Source organism: Saccharopolyspora kobensis (genome assembly GCF_900108315.1).
Taxonomy (GTDB): domain Bacteria; phylum Actinomycetota; class Actinomycetes; order Mycobacteriales; family Pseudonocardiaceae; genus Saccharopolyspora; species Saccharopolyspora kobensis.
Map to the genome: position 1 here is coordinate 727,450 of NZ_FNVB01000003.1, position 20,034 is coordinate 747,483.

Annotated in this window: 17 protein-coding genes; 9 read left to right on the plus strand and 8 right to left on the minus strand. The window is 69.9% G+C overall.

Annotated features, from left to right (window positions below):
- Nucleotides 1–101: 101 nt before the first annotated feature.
- From C4T78_RS11880 to C4T78_RS11890, 3 genes are read right to left on the minus strand one after another with little or no spacing between them, the layout of a single operon-like run.
- Nucleotides 102–1,079: a UbiA family prenyltransferase gene (locus C4T78_RS11880; protein ID WP_093356865.1), complete on the minus strand. Its 978-nt coding sequence runs from the start codon at nucleotides 1,077–1,079 to the stop codon at nucleotides 102–104.
- Nucleotides 1,069–2,214: a DegT/DnrJ/EryC1/StrS family aminotransferase gene (locus C4T78_RS11885; RefSeq protein WP_093356866.1), complete on the minus strand. Its 1,146-nt coding sequence runs from the start codon at nucleotides 2,212–2,214 to the stop codon at nucleotides 1,069–1,071. Before C4T78_RS11885 ends, C4T78_RS11880 begins: the two co-directional genes overlap by 11 nt.
- Complete coding sequence (locus tag C4T78_RS11890; protein WP_374703870.1) at nucleotides 2,214–3,425, minus strand: DegT/DnrJ/EryC1/StrS family aminotransferase; 1,212 nt, start codon at nucleotides 3,423–3,425, stop codon at nucleotides 2,214–2,216. The genes C4T78_RS11885 and C4T78_RS11890 overlap by 1 nt, the downstream gene beginning before the upstream one ends.
- Nucleotides 3,426–3,668: 243 nt before the next feature.
- On the opposite strand from C4T78_RS11890, the gene C4T78_RS11895 reads away from it, so the two are divergent.
- From C4T78_RS11895 to C4T78_RS11925, 7 genes are all read left to right on the plus strand, one after another.
- A complete protein-coding gene (locus C4T78_RS11895; protein WP_093356868.1) occupies nucleotides 3,669–4,670 on the plus strand; it encodes a Gfo/Idh/MocA family protein in 1,002 nt (333 codons plus the stop codon).
- Nucleotides 4,660–5,523 (plus strand): sugar phosphate isomerase/epimerase family protein, encoded by an 864-nt coding sequence (locus tag C4T78_RS11900; protein ID WP_093356869.1) that lies wholly within the window; start codon nucleotides 4,660–4,662, stop codon nucleotides 5,521–5,523. Before C4T78_RS11895 ends, C4T78_RS11900 begins: the two co-directional genes overlap by 11 nt.
- Nucleotides 5,523–6,827 (plus strand): M20/M25/M40 family metallo-hydrolase, encoded by a 1,305-nt coding sequence (locus tag C4T78_RS11905; protein WP_093356871.1) that lies wholly within the window; start codon nucleotides 5,523–5,525, stop codon nucleotides 6,825–6,827. The genes C4T78_RS11900 and C4T78_RS11905 overlap by 1 nt, the downstream gene beginning before the upstream one ends.
- Nucleotides 6,814–7,914 (plus strand): Ldh family oxidoreductase, encoded by a 1,101-nt coding sequence (locus C4T78_RS11910; RefSeq protein ID WP_093356873.1) that lies wholly within the window; start codon nucleotides 6,814–6,816, stop codon nucleotides 7,912–7,914. The genes C4T78_RS11905 and C4T78_RS11910 overlap by 14 nt, the downstream gene beginning before the upstream one ends.
- Nucleotides 7,911–8,846 (plus strand): Gfo/Idh/MocA family protein, encoded by a 936-nt coding sequence (locus tag C4T78_RS11915; protein WP_093356874.1) that lies wholly within the window; start codon nucleotides 7,911–7,913, stop codon nucleotides 8,844–8,846. The genes C4T78_RS11910 and C4T78_RS11915 overlap by 4 nt, the downstream gene beginning before the upstream one ends.
- Nucleotides 8,843–9,277 carry a DUF6917 domain-containing protein gene (locus C4T78_RS11920; protein WP_093356876.1) on the plus strand — a complete coding sequence of 145 codons (435 nt, stop codon included), beginning with the start codon at nucleotides 8,843–8,845 and terminating at the stop codon, nucleotides 9,275–9,277. Before C4T78_RS11915 ends, C4T78_RS11920 begins: the two co-directional genes overlap by 4 nt.
- Before the next feature lie 418 nt (nucleotides 9,278–9,695).
- Nucleotides 9,696–11,150 (plus strand): HNH endonuclease signature motif containing protein, encoded by a 1,455-nt coding sequence (locus C4T78_RS11925; protein WP_103908114.1) that lies wholly within the window; start codon nucleotides 9,696–9,698, stop codon nucleotides 11,148–11,150.
- A gap of 626 nt (nucleotides 11,151–11,776) precedes the next feature.
- Here the strand turns inward: C4T78_RS11925 and C4T78_RS11930 are convergent.
- The 4 genes from C4T78_RS11930 to C4T78_RS11945 form a co-directional block, all read right to left on the minus strand.
- Complete coding sequence (locus tag C4T78_RS11930; RefSeq protein ID WP_093357200.1) at nucleotides 11,777–12,295, minus strand: EF-hand domain-containing protein; 519 nt, start codon at nucleotides 12,293–12,295, stop codon at nucleotides 11,777–11,779.
- A gap of 110 nt (nucleotides 12,296–12,405) precedes the next feature.
- Nucleotides 12,406–13,659 carry a nucleotide sugar dehydrogenase gene (locus C4T78_RS11935; RefSeq protein WP_093357201.1) on the minus strand — a complete coding sequence of 418 codons (1,254 nt, stop codon included), beginning with the start codon at nucleotides 13,657–13,659 and terminating at the stop codon, nucleotides 12,406–12,408.
- A gap of 48 nt (nucleotides 13,660–13,707) precedes the next feature.
- Nucleotides 13,708–14,013, minus strand: a complete 306-nt coding sequence (locus tag C4T78_RS11940) for a hypothetical protein (protein ID WP_093357202.1) — start codon at nucleotides 14,011–14,013, stop codon at nucleotides 13,708–13,710.
- 62 nt (nucleotides 14,014–14,075) lie between these two features.
- Nucleotides 14,076–15,338 carry a COG1361 family protein gene (locus C4T78_RS11945; RefSeq protein ID WP_143186012.1) on the minus strand — a complete coding sequence of 421 codons (1,263 nt, stop codon included), beginning with the start codon at nucleotides 15,336–15,338 and terminating at the stop codon, nucleotides 14,076–14,078.
- 367 nt (nucleotides 15,339–15,705) lie between these two features.
- Between C4T78_RS11945 and C4T78_RS11950 the strand changes: the two genes are divergently transcribed.
- Complete coding sequence (locus C4T78_RS11950; protein WP_093357205.1) at nucleotides 15,706–16,482, plus strand: bestrophin-like domain; 777 nt, start codon at nucleotides 15,706–15,708, stop codon at nucleotides 16,480–16,482.
- A 137-nt stretch (nucleotides 16,483–16,619) separates the two neighbouring features.
- Here C4T78_RS11950 and C4T78_RS11955 read toward each other — a convergent pair whose 3' ends face one another.
- Complete coding sequence (locus C4T78_RS11955) at nucleotides 16,620–17,579, minus strand: alpha/beta hydrolase (RefSeq protein WP_177247761.1); 960 nt, start codon at nucleotides 17,577–17,579, stop codon at nucleotides 16,620–16,622.
- A 608-nt stretch (nucleotides 17,580–18,187) separates the two neighbouring features.
- Between C4T78_RS11955 and C4T78_RS11960 the strand changes: the two genes are divergently transcribed.
- Nucleotides 18,188–20,032, plus strand: a complete 1,845-nt coding sequence (locus tag C4T78_RS11960; RefSeq protein ID WP_093357209.1) for a phage tail sheath family protein — start codon at nucleotides 18,188–18,190, stop codon at nucleotides 20,030–20,032.
- Nucleotides 20,033–20,034: the final 2 nt, after the last annotated feature.

Consider the following 20,034-nt stretch of genomic DNA (forward strand, 5'->3'; position numbering starts at 1 on the left):
GCTCTCGCGTATCGCGGTTTCTGGTGGCTGAGCTGCGTCACGGTCCCCTGGGGTGCGGTCGGGCGGAACTGGAGTTGGCACAGGACGCCCCTCATGGTTGCTCACGCGAGGATCCCCGTTCCGATCAGCAGGTTCGCCAGGACCAGCAGCGCGACGTAGGTGCGGTGCACGGTGAAGCCGAGCTTGCGGGCGCGCATGATGTCACCGCGGCCGAAGCCCAGGTAGTACTGGCGGGCGCGCAGGATGGTCGCGGGCAGCATGAGCAGGACGAACCACGCGGGCGCCACTCCGGTCAGCGATGCCGCCGCGACGAGCACGAACTCGCCCGCCGAGAGCGCGCCGATGAAGATCGCGTTGCCGCGCGGCGAGGTCAGCGCGGCCACCGTCGGCCGCCCGACCGCCCGATCGCCCTCGACGTCGTTGGTGTTGGAGTACACCCCGAACATCAGCGGCCCCATGCCGAACAGCACCGCCTGCACCAGCAGGAAGCCGGAGAACTCCCCGGTCGCCAGGCCGTAGGGCCCGAACACCAGCGCCACCCCGAGCGCGACCAGGAACGCCTCCTGGAACCCGTGGTAGCTCAGCTTCATCCCGTAGGAGTACTGCAGCGAGATGACGTAGGTGGCGGCGATCAGCACCACGGTCCACATCGGACGGTGGGGTGCCACCGCGATCGCACCGGCCCACAGCAGCGCACCGGCGCAGGCCGTGATCCAGGCGAACCGCATCGCCTCGGCCTCGGTCAGCGTCCCGGCCACCAGCGGCTTGCGCAGCTTCTTGCGCAGCGGATTGTTGGGGCCGTAGTTCTCGATGTCGCTGCCGTCGCGGTAGCCGGTCACGTCGTCGAGGGCGACCATCGCGACGATGGTGCAGACCTCGCCCGCCAGGAACAGCAGCAGCATCGGCACGGTGCCGGGCGCCACCGCCGCGACCGGCAGCAGCACCGCGGCGGAGACCACCAGGATGCCGATGTAGTAGTCGAACACGTCGAGCTTGCCCAGCCGCAGGTAGCTGCGGAACTTGCTCTCCTGCCGGGCCTCCGGGCCCGTGCCGCGGACGAGGTTGACGTCACTGGTCATGGTTGGCGTTCCTCCGTCGGTCGCCGAATTCGCAGACGGCGTCGGCGATGCGCGCGACGTCCGCGTCGGTGAGGTGCGGGTAGATCGGCAGCGCCAGGATCCGCTCGCTCGCGTGCTCGGCGTTCGGCCAGCACCCGCCGGCCGGGGCGTGCGGGGCGAACGCGGCCTGGCGCGGGAGCGGCTGCGGGTAGTAGACGTGCGAGGCGATGCCGCGCTCCGCGAGGTGCTCGCGCAGTTCGTCGCGCCCTTCGACCTGCAGGCAGTAGACGTAGTAGCAGCGCCCCTCCCGGCCTGGCGGTGGTGCGACGATGCCGCGGTCGGCCAGCGGTGCGAACCGCGCGGTGTAGTGGTCGGCGATCGCGGCCCGGCGCTCCAACCGTTCCGGGAAGGCTGCGAACCGGTGCAGCTGGAAGGCCGCCTGGATCTCGTCGAACCGGCTGTTGGTGCCGATGACCTGGTGCACGAACCGCTGCCCGTCCTGGCCGTGGTTGCGCAGCACCCGCACCCGGTGCCCGAGCTCGGCGTCCCGGGTCACCACCGCGCCGCCCTCGCCCGGCATGCCGAAGGACTTCACCTGCACGAAGGAGAAGACGCCCGCCTCGCCCCACATCCCGGCGGGCGTGCCGTCCAGCACCGCGCCCTGCGCGACGGCGGAGTCCTCCAGCAACCGCACGCCGTGCCGCTCGGCCACCGCCGCCAGCCGCGGCATGTCGGCCATCACCGAGAACATGTGCGCCGGCATGATCGCCCTGGTGCGGTGGTTGATCAGCCGCTCGACGGAGTCCGGGTCGACGACCATGGTGCGCCGGTCGATGTCGGCGAACGCGGGCTGCGCGCCGACCTCCAGCACCGCCGAGGCCAGCGGCGCGCAGCCGAACGCGGGCACCACGACCTCGTCGCCCGGGCCGATCTCCATCGCGCGCAGCACGAGGCCGAGCGCGGCGGTGCCGCTGCCGCAGGCCACCACGTCGGCGGCACCGAGCGACTCGCGCAGCACCTCCTCGAAGCGCCGGGTGTGCTCGCCGAGGATGAACTTCTGCTCGGGCGCGGTGGCGATCTCGCGGATGAGGTCGAGCATGACCTTGCGGTCGCCTTCGAACAGGTCCGGCGGGAAGAAGGGGATCGCGGGTTCCATCAGGCGCACCTCCGGGCACCGAAGTCGCTGATCGCCGCGCACACCCGGTCCAGCTGGTCGAGGGTGAGGTCCGGGTACAGCGGCAGCGCCACCGCCCGCTCGCTCGCGGCCTCCGCGCGCGGGAAGTCGCCGCGCCGGTGGCCGTGCCCGGCGAAGCACGGCTGCAGGTGGAACGGCACCGGGTAGTAGCTCTCGGTGCCGATCCCGCACCGGTCCAGGTGGGCCACCAGCTCGTCGCGGTGCTCGACCTCGATCAGGTACACGTACCAGACGCCGGCGGAATCCGGTGCGGTGTCGGCGATCTCCGGCAACCGGACGACGCCGGGCACCCCGGTCAGCCGCCGCCGGTAGGCCGCGGCGAGCTCCGCGCGGCGAGCGATGTCGGCGTCCAGGCAGGTCAGCTTGGCCGACAGCACGGCGGCCTGGATGTCGTCCATCTTGCTGTTGGTGCCCACCATCCCGGTTTCGGTGGCGATGCCGGGGAAGTTGTCGATGGTGCGGCCGAACCGCCCGTGGTGGCGCAGCCCGGACACCAGCTCGGCGATCCGCGGGTCGTCGGTGAGCACCGCGCCCGCGTCGCCCAGCGCGCCCAGCGTCTTCGACGGGAAGAACGACAGGACGCCGCCAGCGCCGTGCAGCCCGGCGTGGACTCCGCGCTGCCGCATGCCGATGCCTTCCGCGCTGTCCTCCAGCACGGTCAGCCCCCGCCGCTCGGCGATCTCGGACAGCGCGGCCATGTCGGCCATCTGGCAGAACAGGTGCGCGGGCAGCACGAACCGGGTGCGCGGCCCGGCGACGCGGTCGACCTCGGCCGGGTCCAGCGCGTAGGTGACCGGGTCGACGTCGGCGAAGACCGGGCGACCGCCGGCCAGCACGACCGAGGTCGCCGTGGCGACGAAGGAGTAGACCGGGACGATCACCTCGTCACCCGGCTGCAGGCCTGCGGCGCGCAGCAGCAGGACCAGCGCGTCGGTTCCGCTGTTGACGCCCACCGCGAAGCGGGCGCCGGTGTAGTCGGCGAGGCCCCGCTCGAACTCGGCGACCTGGCGCCCGTGGGAGAACTTCCCGCTGTCGAAGACCTCCTCGACCCGCGCACCGATGTCCGGCCAGAGCCGGTCGAACGTGCGGGCCTGCGAGAAGAACGGGATCGGATCCGCCGCGCCCTCCTGCCGGAGCCCGGGGGTTTGCGTCCCGCGGGACAAGAAGACCACACTCCTGACTGGGTGCTGAACTGATCGAGACAGGCACGAAACTAGCCGAGGAGCAACTCAGATCACCAACTCTTCGGTTGATCACTCCACTTTTTCACCCATACCGGTTACGTATGTTGCGGAGATTATCCCCAGATTCGAAGCGATTTCAGCGATGGGTAGAGTTCCGGTCGCGATCGAAGTCATTTCGTCCTATGTAGACGAACATCGTCGCACCCCCACCTCCATCCACAAAGGACGTTCATGCTGCACGCACTCGTGCTCGGCCTCGGCCGCGCGGGCGCCGGCCTGCACCTGCGGGTTCTGACCAAGGCACGGGCCGCGGCCCCCGAACTGTTCCACCCGGGCCCGGTGGTCGGCTGCGATCCGGCACCGGGCGCGCGCCACGACCTGCGCGGCGCGATCACCACCGAATCCCTCGCAGCGGCGGCGGAAGTGCTGGATCCGCAGCGCACCGTCGTGCACGTCTGCACGCCGCCGGACACCCGCGCCGCCGTGCTCACCCGTTTGGCCCAACACGGTTTTCGCCGGGCCATCGTGGAGAAGCCGCTCGCCACCGGGCTCGGCGACCTCCGCGAGATCGACGCCCTGCGCCTGCGCCACGGGCTCGACCTCGTGGTGGTGTCGCACTGGACGGCCGCCGAGCTCACCGAGCGGATCACCGCGCTGGTCCGCGGTGGCGAACTCGGTGACCTGCGGTCGATCCGGTTCGTCCAGGACAAGCCCCGGTTCACCCGCTCCGCGACGACGCACGGGCACCCGACCGCCTTCGACGTCGAGCTGCCGCACTCGCTCGGCGTGGTGCTCCAGCTGGCCGGCCCCGCCGAGGTGGAACGAGCGGCGTGGACCGACATGCACGGCCCGGACGCCGTGCTGCCCGCCATGGGCAGCGCGCACCTGGTGCTGCGCCACACCAGCGGCGTCACAAGCGAGCTCTCCTCCGACCTCACCTCCCCCGTCCAGCAGCGGCGGATCACGGTGGAGCTCACCGGCGGCCAGGTCACCGGCCACTACCCGATCAGCGACCAGGACGACCACGCGCAGCTGCTGGTCGACGGGCAGCGGCAGGTGTTCCGCGACGACGCGCTGACCCGGTTCGTGCTGCGCGCCTACCGGCACTTCCAGGACCCGTCCCCGATCGAGCACCCCACGCTGCAGGTGCACCGCGACGTCGTCCGCCTGCTCGCCGAGGCCAAGCAGTGCTGTCTCCGGGCAGCCGAGAGGAGTTCCAGCCATGCGCGGTGAATCCGCGGTCAACCGGCTCGCCGGGATCGGCGACGAAGCGGCGGTCGGCCTGCCCGGCCAGATCGCCGCGATCCGCGAACTGGGCTGGTCCGCCGTCGAACTGCGGACCGTGGACGGCATCGCGCTCGGCGACCTCGACGCAGCGCAGTTCGCCGCGATGCGCTCGGCCCTCCGCGCCGCCGAGCTCGACGTGGTGTGCCTCGCATCCCGGATCGGCAACTGGGCACGACCGATCACCGCCCCCTTCGCCGACGACCTGCGCGAGCTCGACGTGCTCGCCGGGCAGTGCGCCGAGCTGGGAACCCGATTCGTCCGGATCATGTCCTACCCGAACGACGGCCTGCTCGAAGCCGACTGGCGCGACCGGGTGCTGGACCGCATCGCGCGGCTGGCCGAGCGCGCGGCCGAGCGCGGTGTCGTCCTGGTGCACGAGAACTGCGCCGGGTGGGCGGGTGAGGACGCCGAGCGGATGCTCCACCTGATCAGCGAGGTGAACAGCCCGTCGCTGCGGCTGCTCTTCGACGTCGGCAACGGCATCGACCACGGCTACGACGCCCACCAGCTGCTGGTGCGGATCCTGCCGCACGTGGTGCACGTCCACGTCAAGGACGCGATCGGGGCGCCCGGCCACGCCGAGTACGTGCTGCCGGGCGACGGCCACGCCCGGGTCACCGACTGCCTGCGGCAGCTGCTGGCCACCGGTTACACCGGTGCGCTGTCCATCGAGCCGCACTTCGCGACCCGCCCGCACGAAGGCCTGCGCGCGCACGGCTCGGCCGCGCAGCTGTTCGTCCAGGCCGGGCGACGTCTCGAACAGCTGCTGCGGACCTGTCCGGAAGCGGTCGCCTCCTGATGCGCGGCGACATCGATCAGGAACTGCTGCTGCACCTGCTGTCCATCCCCACCATCGGCCTGCTGGAAACGTCGGCGGGCGATCCGCCGCCGCAGCTCTGGGCGGCACAGCGCGCCTACGCCAGCGCTGCGGCGGGCATCGGGTTCCGAGTGGTGCGCCACGCGAGCCCGAGCCCCGAGTTCCTGGCCCGCGAGGACGTGCCGCTCACCGTGCGCCGCGCCGCCGAGGACCCGGAATTCCTCGCTGCGCAGCCGAGCCTGCTGCTGCGACTCGGCCCGGAACTGCCGCGCGCGGCCACCGTGATGTTCAACGTGCACCTGGACACCGTCGCCGGGCTGGAGCCCGTCGGCCGGAGCGGTGGACGGATCACTGGGCGCGGCGCGATCGATGCGAAAGGCCCGGCCGTGGCGCTGCTCGCCGGGATCCGGGACGCGGTGCGGCGCGATCCGGCGGTGGGCCGTGACGTGGCTGTGCTCGTGCAGGCCGTGTCGGGCGAGGAGGGCGGCGCGATGGGCACCTTCGGCACGCGTCCGCTCGTCGAGGCAGGGCACGTGGGGCGGCTGAACATCTTCTGCGAGCCGACCGGGATGCGCTACCTGCCCCGCAGCACGGCGTCGATGACCGCCCGCGTCCGGGTCGACGGCCGCGGCGCGATCGACGATCGGCCCGACGCCGGGCACAACGCCACGGTGCTGCTCGGCTTCCTCGCCCAGCACCTCGCCGCCGAACTCGACCCGCGGGACCGGCCCGGCAGGCTCTGCGTCGCGGGCCTGCACACCGGCCACCTGCACAACCGCGTCTACGGCAGCGGCGAACTGCTGCTCAACCTCTCCTACGGTTCCCGGGCCGAAGGTGCCGCCGCCGAGGCGGCGTTGGGCGAAGCCGTTCGCGGCGGGCTGCGGCGGTTCACCGAACTGTTCGCCGGGACCAGGGAGTTCGCGCGCACCGCGGCGGAGGCGATCGCCTGCACCGAGCTGGAGTGGCTCAAGCGCGGCCTGCCGAGCCTGGACAACGCCGACCCGTGGGCCGAAGAACTGCTCACCCGCGCGGGCGCGGCCCGCTGGCCCGACGACGAACCGGCCTTCACCTGCGACGCCATCTGGATGGCCGGGCAACCCGACGCTTACACGGCGGTGCTGGGGCCCGGATCGCTGGAGGGCAACAACGCGCACGCCGAGGGCGAGTACGCCGAGCTGGACGAGCTGCGGGACTTCGCCGCCGCCGTGTCCGCACTGATCACCGGATTTGCCGAGCACCACCGCGATACCGCTCCGAGAAAGGGAATTCTCGATGCCTCCGCATGACGCACGCGTCCGCGTGCCCTACGACGAACTGCACTCGTTCGTCACCCGGCTGTTCACCGAACGAGGTGTGCCGCTGGAGCGCGCGATCACCGCGGCCGCCGCGCTCTGCCACGGCGACCTCTGCGGCTTCGACTCGCACGGCGTGTTCAACCTGACCCGCCTGTACCTGCGGCTGTTCGCCACCGACCGGGTCGATCCCGCCGCCGAGCCGGAGACCACGACCGACCTCGGCGCCTGCGCGGTCGTCGACGCGCGCCGCGCGCTGGGCCTGTGGTCGGCCTCCGAAGCGATGGACGACGCCGTCGCGCGCGCCGGCCGGTACGGCATCGGCCTGGTGTCGGTGCGCGGCGCCACGCACTTCGGCTGCGCGGGCTTCCACGCCGCTCGTGCGGCCACGCACGGGATGGTCGGCATCGTCGCGAGCAACTGCGGTGGTCAGCGCATCGCCCGCCCACCGTTCGGGGCACTGACGATGCTGGGCACCAATCCGCTCAGCGTCGCAGCCCCGGCACTGCCCGACCACCCGTTCGTCCTCGACATGAGCACCACGGTGGTGCCCACCGGGAAGATCCGCACCGCCGCGAGCAGCGGCGAGGCGATCCCCGAGGGCTGGCTGGCCGACGACGCCGGGAACCCGGTGACCGACCCGGCCGAGTTCGACCGCCGCAACGCGCACCTGCGCTGGCTCGGCGGCACCCCGGAAAACGGCGTCCACAAGGGCTTCGGTCTCGGGCTCGTCGTGGAGATCCTGTCCGCCCTGCTGCCCGGAGCCGCGTTCGGCCCGTCCCCCGACGCGCTCCGAGGCGATGGCGGGCCGCACGGGCGGGACGACGACATCGGCTACTTCGTCCTGGCCATCGCCCCGGACCTGCTCCGCGAGCCCGGCCGGTTCGACCTCGACGCGCAGGCGATGTTCAGCACCCTGCTCGACTGCCCGTCCGCGGACCGGGAAGTCCGCTACCCCGGCTGGTGGGAGGCGGAGCGAGCCGCCGAGCGGCTGCGCAACGGAGTCCCGATCCGCGAGCACGTCCACCGCGAACTCCTCGAACTGGGACTGCGCGGCCGCCAGCCGGTGGCCGGACGATGAGCCGCCGGATCGGAGTCGTCGGTCTCGGCGCGATCTCGAAGTACTACCTGCACGCCATCACCGAACTGCCCGACTGGGAGCTCGCAGCGGTCTGCGACGTCCGCGAGGCAGCACTCGAACCGCACCGCGGCCGCACGCCGTGCTACCAGGACCACCGCACGATGCTGCGCGAATCCGAGCTGGACGCTGTGGTGGTGACGGTGCCCAACGACGTGCACGCCGAGGTGTGCGGCGACGCGCTGCGCCGGGGAATCCCGGTGTGCGTTGAGAAGCCGCTGGCGGTGTCGCTCGACGACGGGAACGACCTGGTGCGGTTCTCCGAGGCCGCGGGAGTTCCGCTGTTCACCGCGTTCCACCGCCGCTACAACGACAACGTGCTGCACCTGCTCGAACAGACCCGCCGGCGCAGCGACATCATCGCGCTGCGAGTCCGCTACCTCGAACTCATCGAGGAGCACATCGGCGGCGACACGTGGTACCTGGACCCGCAGCGGTGCGGCGGCGGATGCGTGGCCGACAACGGCCCGAACGCATTCGACCTGGTCCGGCTGTTCCTGGGCGAGGTCGAAGTGGCGCGCGCCAACATCGCGCGCGACGCGGCCGGTACCGACCGCCAAGCCACCATCAGGCTGCGCTCGGCATCCGGCATCCCGGCGACCGTCGAACTCGACTGGTCGCACCCCGGTGAGACCAAGGACGTCGAGGTCCTCCTCGCCGACGGAACCCGGCTCTCGGCCGACATGCTGGCCGGGCACGAGGAGTTCAAATCCTCGCTGTGGCACGAGTACTTCGGCATCCTCGACGACTTCGCCACGGCCATCGCCGCACCAGCCCCGACCACCACCGGCGGACTCGCCGCCCTGGAGCTGGTCGACGCGACCTACCGAGCAGAACTACGCGAACCGGCCCTCATCGCGGAGGAGACGAAGTGAACCTGGCAGAGGACGGCCCCAAGCGAGCGCTGACCGGAACGCTGGTGAAGGTGCTGGTGCACCGCCGCGACCAGCGCGGCATGGCGCTCGAACCGCACGCCAGCCGCTGCGTGCAGCGCGGCGAGGTGCACGAGCTGGTGACCACCGACCACCAGGACACCGAGCCGGGAACGCGGATCGACCGGGTCGGCTTCCTCGGCTTCGCCGAGATCGGCTGCGCCGGCGTGATCGACCGCGGCGACGAGTTCTGGATCGGTGACCAGCGCATCGGGACCGTGCTCGGGTTCGACGCCTGCCACTTCCCGAACCACTACAACATCCTGATCAACACCGAGGTCCCCGTGACCGGTGCGGACCTGGAGCTGCAGCCGGAGATGCCGGTCGCTTTCACCCAGGCCCTCCTGCCGGTTGGTTCCTGCGCTGGGCGATAGCCTCCGCTGGGCTTGAGGTTTCGGTCGATTTCGGCGTGATCGGTGGTTTCGGTTCGCGGGTCGGCGTGGTGCAGGTGGCCGGGGCCGTTTCAGGTTGAGTCGTGGATCGCTCCGTCACCGCCAAGGTGGAGTGCGGGGGTTGCAGTGGTGTGGGACCGGCGGGTTCAGATTCGGGCCTGGCCGTCGAGCGACCGGGCTCAGCCGTCGCCGAAGCAGCCCGCATAGCCCTATTAGGACGCTCAGGGATTCACGTTTGCGCCTGCGTGCAGGTCAACGACACGCCGAGCCATCCCCCGTCCTCTTCGGAGGATTTATGCTGCGAGGCAAGGGTTTTCGCGTTTGAAGAGTGTTGTGTTCACCTGATTGTGGGACGGTTATTCGCTCGAAACCACGTTCGATCCTTGGGAGAATTTGATGCATGACACCGCTGATGGCTTCCCAGGACGCGACGCCCGGCGCTGGCGCGGGTGTGGTCGTGTCCGCCTTGCCCGCGTGGGATGTGCCCGCGCCGGGTGGGGTGTGGTCGTCTGCGGTGCACTCCCTTTCCGATGAGGAACTGGTCTCCCGGATCGGGGAGGTGGAACAGCGGATCCGCCAGGCCCGCATGCAGCAGCTGCGGTTGATCGCCGAGGCCGACCGCCGCCGTCTGCACACCGTTTGTGGTGCGCGTTCGACGCAGGTGTGGTTGCAGACCCTGCTCAACATCGACGGCCAGGACGCCACGAACCGGGTCCGTATCGCCACCGCCACCACTCCGGCCGCGCCCACCGACGCCGATGCTGCCGCAGACACCACGGGAGTAGATGTCGTTGCACTCCCGGAAACCGGGCAAGCCCTGGCCGACGGCGTCATTGGGCTGGAGCATGCGCGGGTGATCTCCCGCTGCCTGACCCGTCTGCCCGAGCACGTCCGGCACCAGGCCGGTGAGGTGGAACGATTGCTGGTGGACAACGCCTGCCGTCAGTGCCCCCGTGATCTGGAGAAGTTGGCCGACCGGGTGCGCTACACGCTCGACGCTGACGGTGCTGTGGCGGACGAGTGGGCACAGTTCGAATCCCGTGAGTTGCACTATGCGACGGCTCGTGACGGGATGCTGGTGATCAAGGCCCGGCTGGACCGCGAGACTGGGGCGAAGTTCGTCACCGCCCTGCAACCGCTGGCCGCACCCCGCCCGGAAACCGACGACATCAAGGACCCGCGCACGGTCGGGCAGCGCAACGCCGACGGCCTGTCCACACTGCTCGACCTGGTGCTGGACACCGATGGAATGCCGCGCACCGGTGGGCAGAAGCCGCACCTGACCGTCACCATCGACTACACCCAGCTGAAAAACCAACTCCCCACCAACGGCGGCGAGTTCGTCGCTGGTGGTGCGGGGACGCTGGAGAGCACCGGCCAGTATGTCAGCCCGCAAACCGTGCGCAGGATCGCCTGCGACTGCGAAGTCCTGCCCATGGTCCTGGGTGGCGACAGCCTGCCCCTGGACGTCGGAACCTTGCAACGGACCGCGCCGACCCACATCCGGGCCGCACTACTGGCCCGCGACGGTGTCTGCGCCTTCCCCGAATGTGATCACCCGGCGGGGACGCCGCAGGCCCATCACATCGTGCACTGGATCGACGGCGGCCCCACCAGCCTCGACAACATGGTCATGCTGTGCGCCCACCACCACCGCACCATCCACAACCACCACTGGCACATCGAGCTACAACGTGGCCGCCCGGTTTTCACACCACCGACAGACCTCGATCCGGCACGCACACCGAAGCCCGGTGGGAAAGCCCAACCCGCCACACACCACCACGCCCTCCACCACCTGAACACACCACCAGAAAGCCGCCCGCCAACGTCCAGATCCCTGGCGAGCACCTGATCACCTCACCCCGGTCTTGGGTGGGCACCCCGCCCTGCCCACCGACCAAACAACAGAGCCGAAATTCCGACCCAACAAGGAAAGGGCAGCCACCGATGACGAACCAACCCACCACCGCTCAGCCCGAAACGACCAGCACCACTGCCCTCGTCCGCCACGTCGCCATCCACCGCGAGCCCGCACACCACAGCAACCCGGCACGCCGCTCACCGGCGACGGAGCCATTCACCACACAACCCGCAGAGGCCGCCGCCACCCGCACTCCACGATCCGCCGTCCACAAACGGGACCCGTTCCATACCGGGTCATCCCCGTGACATCCGGGGCCACAGCGCACAATCCCCAAACCACGGGGATGACGCCCAGCACAACACAACGACATCAGTAGTACGCACCTTGAAAACACAAGAGTGGAAACAAAGGCGCCCCAATACCCGTGGGTTCCCTGACAGCAGAAGACCCGGCTGTCAGGGAACCCACGACCGAACCCGGCCGTCGAACGATGAGAACGACGCACCAGGAACCCGCGGAGACCAGAAGGGGCCCCGCAGAGAGAAACAACGGCACAGCGGAGGAGAGGATGACCGGCACCCCAACGCCACCGGCCATCCGCTTCACAGCAAAGCTCAGCCGAGCAGCTCGACGTCGGACTTGCCGTAGTGGAAGTCACGCACGACGGCCAGCAGCTCGTCGACGGACAGCTCACCGTTGCCGTCCTTGTCGACCTGCTCGAACAGGGTGGCGGTCTTCGACTCGTCCACACCGACCGCGATCAGCCAGGTCGCGAACTCCTCGCCGTTGATCTGGCCGTCGTTGTTCTGGTCGCAGAGACCGACGACGCCCTTCACAACCGGGCCGAGCACCTGGTCGAACTTGCTCTCGGCACCAGCCTCGACGAGCGGGCCGGCCGCCGCGATGAACTGCTCCTCGCTCAGCGAGCCGGCGCCCTTGGCGACCTGCTCGAACATCGAGGTGAACGCGTCGGTCAGCGCGCGGGCCTGCGGGCTGGTCGCGCTCTTGCCGAACGCCTGAGCGATCTCCGCCGCCTCCTGCTCGAAGTCGGACCGCTCCAGGCTTCCGCTGCCGTCGGCGTCCCACTTCGCGAAGCGCTTGCGCAGCCGCTCGGTGGCGATGGCATTGGCCATTGGTCACACTCCCATTTCTTCTATCATCATTGGGAAAACAGGACAGGAAGGTCTTCCCGCCCCCAACGCGGGGACTTGCGCCACCCGCGCAGGTCTGTGTTGGTCGCGACTCACATCCGAGCCGCTTGCTCACCCGCGAGCACGCCGCGGGTATCCAGCAACGGGCACGCGGCCCTGGACAGCATTCCGGTGTTGTACTCCGCGTGCGCCTGTAACAGGATCGCCAGGTCCGCCGAGGCGAACTCGGCTTCGACGTCATCCACTTTGGACAGCTCGACCTCGTCCACAGTGAACGTGTCCACGTGCGGGTCGTGGAACAGCACCTCCGCGCCACGCCTGCACAGCTCGCGCGCCACCGGGAACGCCGGGGACTCCCGGGTGTCGGCGACGTCGCGCTTGTAGGTCACTCCGAGCAGCAGCACCCGGGCATCCCGGATCGGCTTCTCCCGCAGCAGTTCCTCCGCCCGGTCGACGACGTGTCGCGGCATCCGGTCGTTCACCTCGCGCGCCGCGCTCAGCACGTCGAAGGTGAAGCCCTCCTCGCGGGCCTTGCTCGCCAGGTACAGCGGGTCGATCGGGATGCAGTGCCCGCCGACGCCGGGCCCCGGGTCGAAAGGAACGTAGCCGAACGGCTTGGTCCCCGCACAGCGCAACACGTCCCACACGTCGATGTTCACCTGATCGCAGAACTGCGAGACTTCGTTGACCAGTGCGATGTTGACGTAGCGGTAGGTGTTCTCCAGCAGCTTCGCCAGCTCCGCCTCCCGGGTACCGCGCGCCACCACCACCGAGTCCACGAACCGGCCGTAGAACGTCGCGCCGTACTTCGCGCACAGCGGCGTGACACCGCCGACGACCTTCGGCGTGTTGCGCACCCCGAAAGCCGCGTTGCCGGGATCGATCCGCTCCGGCGAGAACACCAGGTGGAAGTCGGAACCCACCGCCAGCCCGCTGCGCTCCTCCAGCAACGGCAGGACCGTCTCCTCCGTGGTGCCCGGGTACGACGTGGATTCCAGCACCACCAGCATTCCCGGCCGCAGGTGCTCGGCCACCGCGCACGCCGCCGAGCGCACCGCCGCGAGATCGGGCTCCCCGTCGTCGGACAACCCGGTGGGCACGCAGATCACCACGGTGTCCGCAGTGCCGATCACCGCGGGGTCGGTACCCGCCCGGAACCCGCTCGCGAGGAGTTCGGCGACCGCCTCGCGGGAGACGTCCCCGACGTGCGAGCGGCCGGCGTTGAGCCCCTCCACCACCGCATCGGAGATGTCGAGCCCAGCCGTGGCCAGACCGGCCTCGGCCGCCCAGACCACCAGCGGCAGCCCGACGTAGCCGAGTCCTACGACGACGAGATCAAGCGACAACGCGGGTCTCCAACGGATGTGTCGATGCCATTGCTGCTGCCCTACGGCTCATGCCGAGAAGCTCCCGCTGCCGGGTGCGACGTGCGAGCCGTAGCCGGGCTGAACCGTGACGGACGGCGTCATGCAGAACGGGTCGCCGTAGATCTTCACCGGCTGGTCGGTGTTGTTCACCAGCACGTGCGCCGCCATCGGGAGCTTGTGGCAGCCCTCCGGAGCGGTGTAGGTCGTCAGCTCCTGCATCTCCGTCTCGAAGACGACGACCTCACCGCCGGCGGCTGCGGCGGTTCCCGCGGAAAGGCCCATCGCAAGCGCACTCGCGGCCAGCAGCACCGGAACGGAACGGAACAGGCTCATGTGTTTGAGACCCTTTCAGTGGAGTTCGTTCTTCCTCGGACAGCGCGGGTTTCGACCACCGGTCACCGACCGATCCGGGTGGCCGAGGACAACGCACCCACGCTGACAGTCATCACGAGCACGCCGAGAACCGCGATGATCCCGGCCGCTCTCGCCGGCGCTTCCCGCACGCCGCTGGACTCCGCCAGCTCCGGCACGCTGGGCGGCGGCACTACCGCCGTGTCCACACCGGGCAGCGTCGGAGCGACGGGGGCCACCGCACGTGCCGTAGCACGCACCAATTGGGCGGAATCCGCCACCGCGCCACCGGAAACCGCGGTAGCGGTGACCGTGAGATCGACCCGCTCACCGGCTCCGACCCGGCAGGTGTAGGTGATCGCCCGGCCAGGCGCGAGTTCACCGATCTCACGCCCGCACGCAGCGGGCCGCCCGGTGACCACCACGTCGACCAGCGGCACCGTGGACGGGTTGCGGACCGTCACCGGAACCAGCGCGGCATCAGCGCCCTCGGCGAGCGCGATGTCGCCGATGGTCAGCTCGATCTGCGCCTGCTGCAGGATCTCGACGCGCCCTGTCGCCTCCGCCGTCACGCGGCTCCCGTCCGGAGTCGTGCCTCGGACGCGCGCAGTCAGAACACCGTCCTCCGGCACGGCGCCCTCGCACGACACCTCCGCGCTGCGCCCCGGCTCCAGCCGGTCGACGTCGCGACGACATGGGCCAGTGCCGAGCTCGGCTTCGATCCGCGTCAGCGGAACACCCCCGGTGTTGGTGATGACCGCGTGCTGGGTGATCCGCTCGCCGGGGTTCGCGGCGGACGGCTCCGCGCTGGTGCGCACCTCCAGCGCCGCGTGCCAGCTGACGCGCAGCCGCCACTTTCCCCAGCAGGGATCGCCGGCCCCGGGAGCCACGCCCCGGACCACGACGGTTCGCCCGTCCGCTGCGAGGATGCCGGGCAAGCGGTCCGACACGTCAGCGTGCGCGGTGGCGTTGCCGTGCTCGTCGCGGGTGATGCGCTCGGCCACGATCCGCTCCGAGCCCACGTGCAGGGCCATCGCCGGGTCGTTCGGCCACACGCCCGGGACGAAGCGGCACCAGCCCATCGCGTCGTCGCCCCATTCGAGCTCTGCGATCAAACCCCGGGATTCGTGAGGGATTTCCAGCTCGGCGACCGAGGCGACACCGGGAACCAGGACGCCGCCGACCGTCGCCGATGTGGCGCCCTGGTCGCTTCCGGTCGGCCCGTGCGCGGCCACGAGCCACGGTGCGAGCAGCAGCAGCGCGCACACCAGCAAGCTCGATGAACGCGCGCCCGTCAAGGTGCGCACGACTGCAGATCCCCCTCTGTAGTCAGTGTTTTCGGCATATACCCGAAGACGATGTCACGTTCTGTCACGTGATCGACGCAGAAGGTAGCACGGTGCGATTCCGGCTCCGCCCACCGTGACGCGAGTTCCACTTTGGACTCGAAAACAACCTTGACCTGCTGGGAAAAGCGGCCTGTCACCCGGTCAGACTAGCTCCGCGCGCACCGCCGATGTCCGGCACGGATTTCTCAAGACCACCCGATTGAGCGGAATCGATCCCGGTTCAAGGGAATCCGCCGATCTCACCGGTACCTTCGCCCCTGGCCGCGCTCCGGTTCTCGGGCGCCTGGCGCCTCGTCCTCCCACGCGTTCGTTAGGACCAACCGCCGTGATCCTCATCAGCCTGCTGGCGATCGCCCTGCTGACCGTCGCCGTCGCCGGGTTCACCGTGCTGAACGCCCGCCGCAAGGCGGCCGCGTCCGGCGAATCGGATTCGGATTCGCAGTCCTTCGTCGGCGGCGTGCTGGCCGCGCTGTTCACCGTGGTGCTCGCCTTCTACATCGTGTTCGCCTGGCAGAACGGCGACGACATCGAGAAGGCCTCGCAGCACGAGACCAACGCGCTCATCGACGTCTACTGGCAGGCCAGCATCGCCCCGCAGCCGCACGCCGCGGACATCCAGACCACGATCTCCGAGTACACCGACCGGGTCGCCGATCACGAGTGGCTCGCCCACGACGCCGGCGGGGCCGACCCCGAGGCGGAGCGGCTGCTGGCCGAGCTGCGCACGCAGGTGCTGGCGCTGCCGGTGGACAGCGAGGCGCTCAAGACCTCCCGCGAGCAGTCGCTGCAGGATATCCGGCAGATCACCGAGAACCGCCAGGAGCGGGTCACCATCGCGACCGACGACCAGAGCTTCAACATCGTGCTGCTGGTGGCCAGCGTTCTCGGCGCCGTGCTGATGATCGTCTTCCCGCTGCTGATCGGGCTGAGCATGCGCCCGGCCAACGTGGCGGTGATGGCGGTGCTCACGGCGACCCTCGGGTTCACCGTCTACATGTCGTTCGCGCTGCTGCAGCCGTTCAGCGGCCCGTTCGGCGTCGACCCGGACTCCTTCAACGCCGCCCAGGAGACCTTCAGCACGGCTGCGGGATCCGCGTCCTGAAGCACATCGACCCCAAGTACCAGACCGGCAGCAGCAGCCCGGTGCCGAACTCGGTGCGCCGCTGCTGACTCGAGTGCACGAAGGTTGCCCGGCAGCGGATCCGGGACCGCGATCGGTCCCGGATCCGAACAGGACGTTCAGCTCCGTCCGGACGCGCCCACCCGCACCGACAGCGCATCGAGCGCGCCGAGGTACTCCTTCGCCCGCTCGACGTGGACGAGGTGTCCGCAGGCGATCTCGACGAGTTCCCGGTCGCGGAGCAGCTCCATCGCGCGGTCCTTGTCCTCGCCGTCCATCGCGGCCATCAGGACTCCCCGCTCGTCGTAGTAGGTACCCTTCCGCTTGAACCACCAGTTGGTGTGGATCAGCGTGGTCGGCGCCTCGACGGCGGCGAGGGCCGCCGCGGTGTCGAACCCGTCGTACCAGCGGCCGCTGTCGAAGGCCGTGCCGAACACCGGGTCGTAGTTCACGAAGCCCTCGAAGTAGACGTTCACCAGCCAGGGCAGGAAGAAGATCCGCAGCGGTCGGCCCGGGTTGTTGTCGATCCACCGCAACGAGTACCGGACGATGCCGCGGGCGAGCGGCCCGAAGAAGGCGAAGTACTCGCTGTGCTCGACGTAGTACCGCTGGAAGCTCTCGGCGGGCTCGGCGCGGAGGTACTCGACGGCCAGCCGCGGCAGCGTCCCACCGGTCGTGCGCTCGGCCCGGGGCGGGATCGAGGAGAACAGCGGCGGATCCTCCAGCAGCAGGCCCCGGACCAGGTCGGGCCGGTTGGCGGCCAGCCACAGCGCCAGCAGCGCACCCGACGAGTGCCCGGACACGATGGCCGGCTCCCCCACCACCGCGTCGAGGAACGCCGCGATCAGCGCGCCGACGTTCGCGTTGGTGTAGTCCTGCGCGCCGAGCCGTCCGGACTGGCCGTGGCCTGCGACGTCGACGGCGTAGACGTGGTAGCGCTGAACCAGCTCGGGGAGGACCTTCGCGTGGTCCTCCCACTGAGAACCCTGCCCGTGCACCAGGACCAGCGGCGGCCCGTTGTCCGGGCCCTCGCCGTAGTTGGTGACGAACCCGTCGATCTCCACACGGCGTTCTGCCACGCGGTCGAGGGTCGCCCGCCCTCCGCTACCGGCCACGAGCACTCCTAAGCTCCCAGAAGTACAACTTGTATAACTTATCCTACTTGTGGCCGAGGAGCTGGCGAATCCAGGGTTCAGCGCCTCGGCGACTACGGGGAAGACGAAACCGGGCGCGCATTCGTGACAGCCGCGTCGCGGTGCCGCGCTCAGCCCGGAGCACGCCCTCTGGAATATGCGTTCATGCCGCACGCGTCCGACACCGCTCCCCTCGCGGTCGTGATCGAAAATGACTGCCGCACAGGGAACATCGGACGAACGGAGGGTCACCGGGCGGCGGTTCGACGCCAGATTCGGCTTGGGTCTAGTCCATTCGTGGTTTTCGCTTGACCTGTCGGCCCGAGATCACAACACTCAGCGTCGCGCACCGAGCTCAGCGCGAGCGCTGCCGGGCAGGGGGCCCGGGCTCGGCTCATCGCGTGCAAGAGCGCAGGGCCGCAACGGTTCTGCACCGCACTGGGGGAGGATGGCTCCGCACCCCGTTCGTGCGCGCGGGTTGCCGCGTCCACTAACGCGCGTCCCTTCCCCTTGATGCCGCATGCGTTCAGGCATCCTTGAGGGATTGGAGGGGCATGCCGACGATCACGTCCTATCCAGGTGTCTACGTCGAGGAGATCCCCAGCAGCGCGCGCACCATCACCACCGTCACCACCTCGGTGACCGCGTTCGTGGGACACACCAAGCGAGGACCGCTCAACACCCCGGTCCGCATCACCAGTTTCGCCGATTTCGAGCAGCACTTCGGCGGGCTGACTCCCAACAGCGCAGTCGGTTACGCCGTGCACCAGTTCTTCGGCAACGGCGGCCGCATCGCGGTCATCGTGCGCGTCGCCAAGCGCGGTTCCGGTGAAGCGGCCTGCGTGCAGCTCCCGGACGAGCACGACGACGACTGCCCGGTGCTGGCGGTTCGGGCCAAGGAGCCCGGCGTTTGGGGCAACGGCCTGCACGTCGCGGTCGACTACAACACCTCGACGCCCGACGAGACGTTCAACCTGCAGGTCTCCGACGCCAAGAACCGGGCGCGGGAGGTGTTCACCGGGCTGTCGATGGACCGCGGTCACGGCCGGTTCGTCGAGAGCGTGGTCAACTCCGGTTCCTCGCTCATCCACGCCGAAGCACTCGACGAGGGACGCCCGGCGGCTTCCGGCACCGTGTCCGGCGAGTTCGACGGCGAGTTCCCCGATCTGGCCGTCGAACTGACCGTCTGCATCGGTGACGTCGAGCGCGATTTCACGCTGCACGACCCGGATCAGGACGGCGAAGCACCGACCACGCTGGTCGAGCTGGCGCTGCTGCTGGAGCGCAAGCTGCGCGCGCTGCCGGACGCCCCGGGCAAGCGCGCTTTCGCCGGTGCGGAGGTCGTTCCCTTCGGCAACCGCCTGCAGATCATCGCCGGTTCGACCGATCCGGCCGACGAGGTGCGCTTCAGCGGGGACTGCGCGGGCGATCTCGGCCTCGACGAGACGGTCAACCCGCCGGTGTTCGCGCTGCGCGGTGGCGCGGACGGCGATCCGCCGGGCCCGGGCGACCTCATCGGCTCCGAAGCGGCCAAGACCGGGCTCCAGGCGCTGCGCGACGTGCACGACGTCAACCTCCTCGCGCTGCCGGAGCTCTCCGACTACGAGTCCACTGAGGACGCCATCGCGGTGATCGCCGCCGCTGACCGGCTGTGCCGTGAGCGGCGGATCTTCCAGCTCGTGGACGCCCCGTCGGCCTGGGGCGGGGTGGACTCGGTCCGGGCCGGGATCTCGGCGTTCGAGCCGGTCCGCAGCGATCACGCCGGCCTGTTCTTCCCGCACCTGCAGGCGGCGGATCCGCTGACCGGGCGGCTGCGCGCCTACCCGCCGTGCGGGGCCGTGGCCGGGATCATCGCGCGGACCGACGGCGAGCGCGGGGTGTGGAAGGCCCCGGCGGGCACCGAGGCGAAAGTGCGCGGCGTGCAGTCGCTTTCGGTGCAGCTCTCGGACCGGGAGAACGGGCTGCTCAACCCGCTCGGGGTGAACTGCCTGCGGACGTTCCCGGTGGTCGGGCCGCTGGTGTGGGGTTCGCGGACGCTGGCCGGGGCGGACTCGGTCGACAGCGAGTGGAAGTACCTGCCGGTGCGGCGGTTGGCGCTGCACGTGGAGGAGAGCCTGCGGCGCGGGCTGCAGTGGGTGGTGTTCGAGCCGAACGACGACCAGCTGTGGCAGCAGATCCGGCTCAGCGCCTCCGGGTACCTGCACGCGCTGTTCCGGCAGGGCGCGTTCCGGGGCCGGACGCCGCGCGAGGCGTACTTCGTCAAGTGCGACTCCGACACCACCACCGAGGCCGACACCGAGCGCGGCGTGGTCAACGTCGTGGTCGGGATCGCGCCGGTCAAACCTGCCGAATTCGTGATCGTGACGATCCAGCAGCTCACCGGTCAACCGGAGGTGTGAGC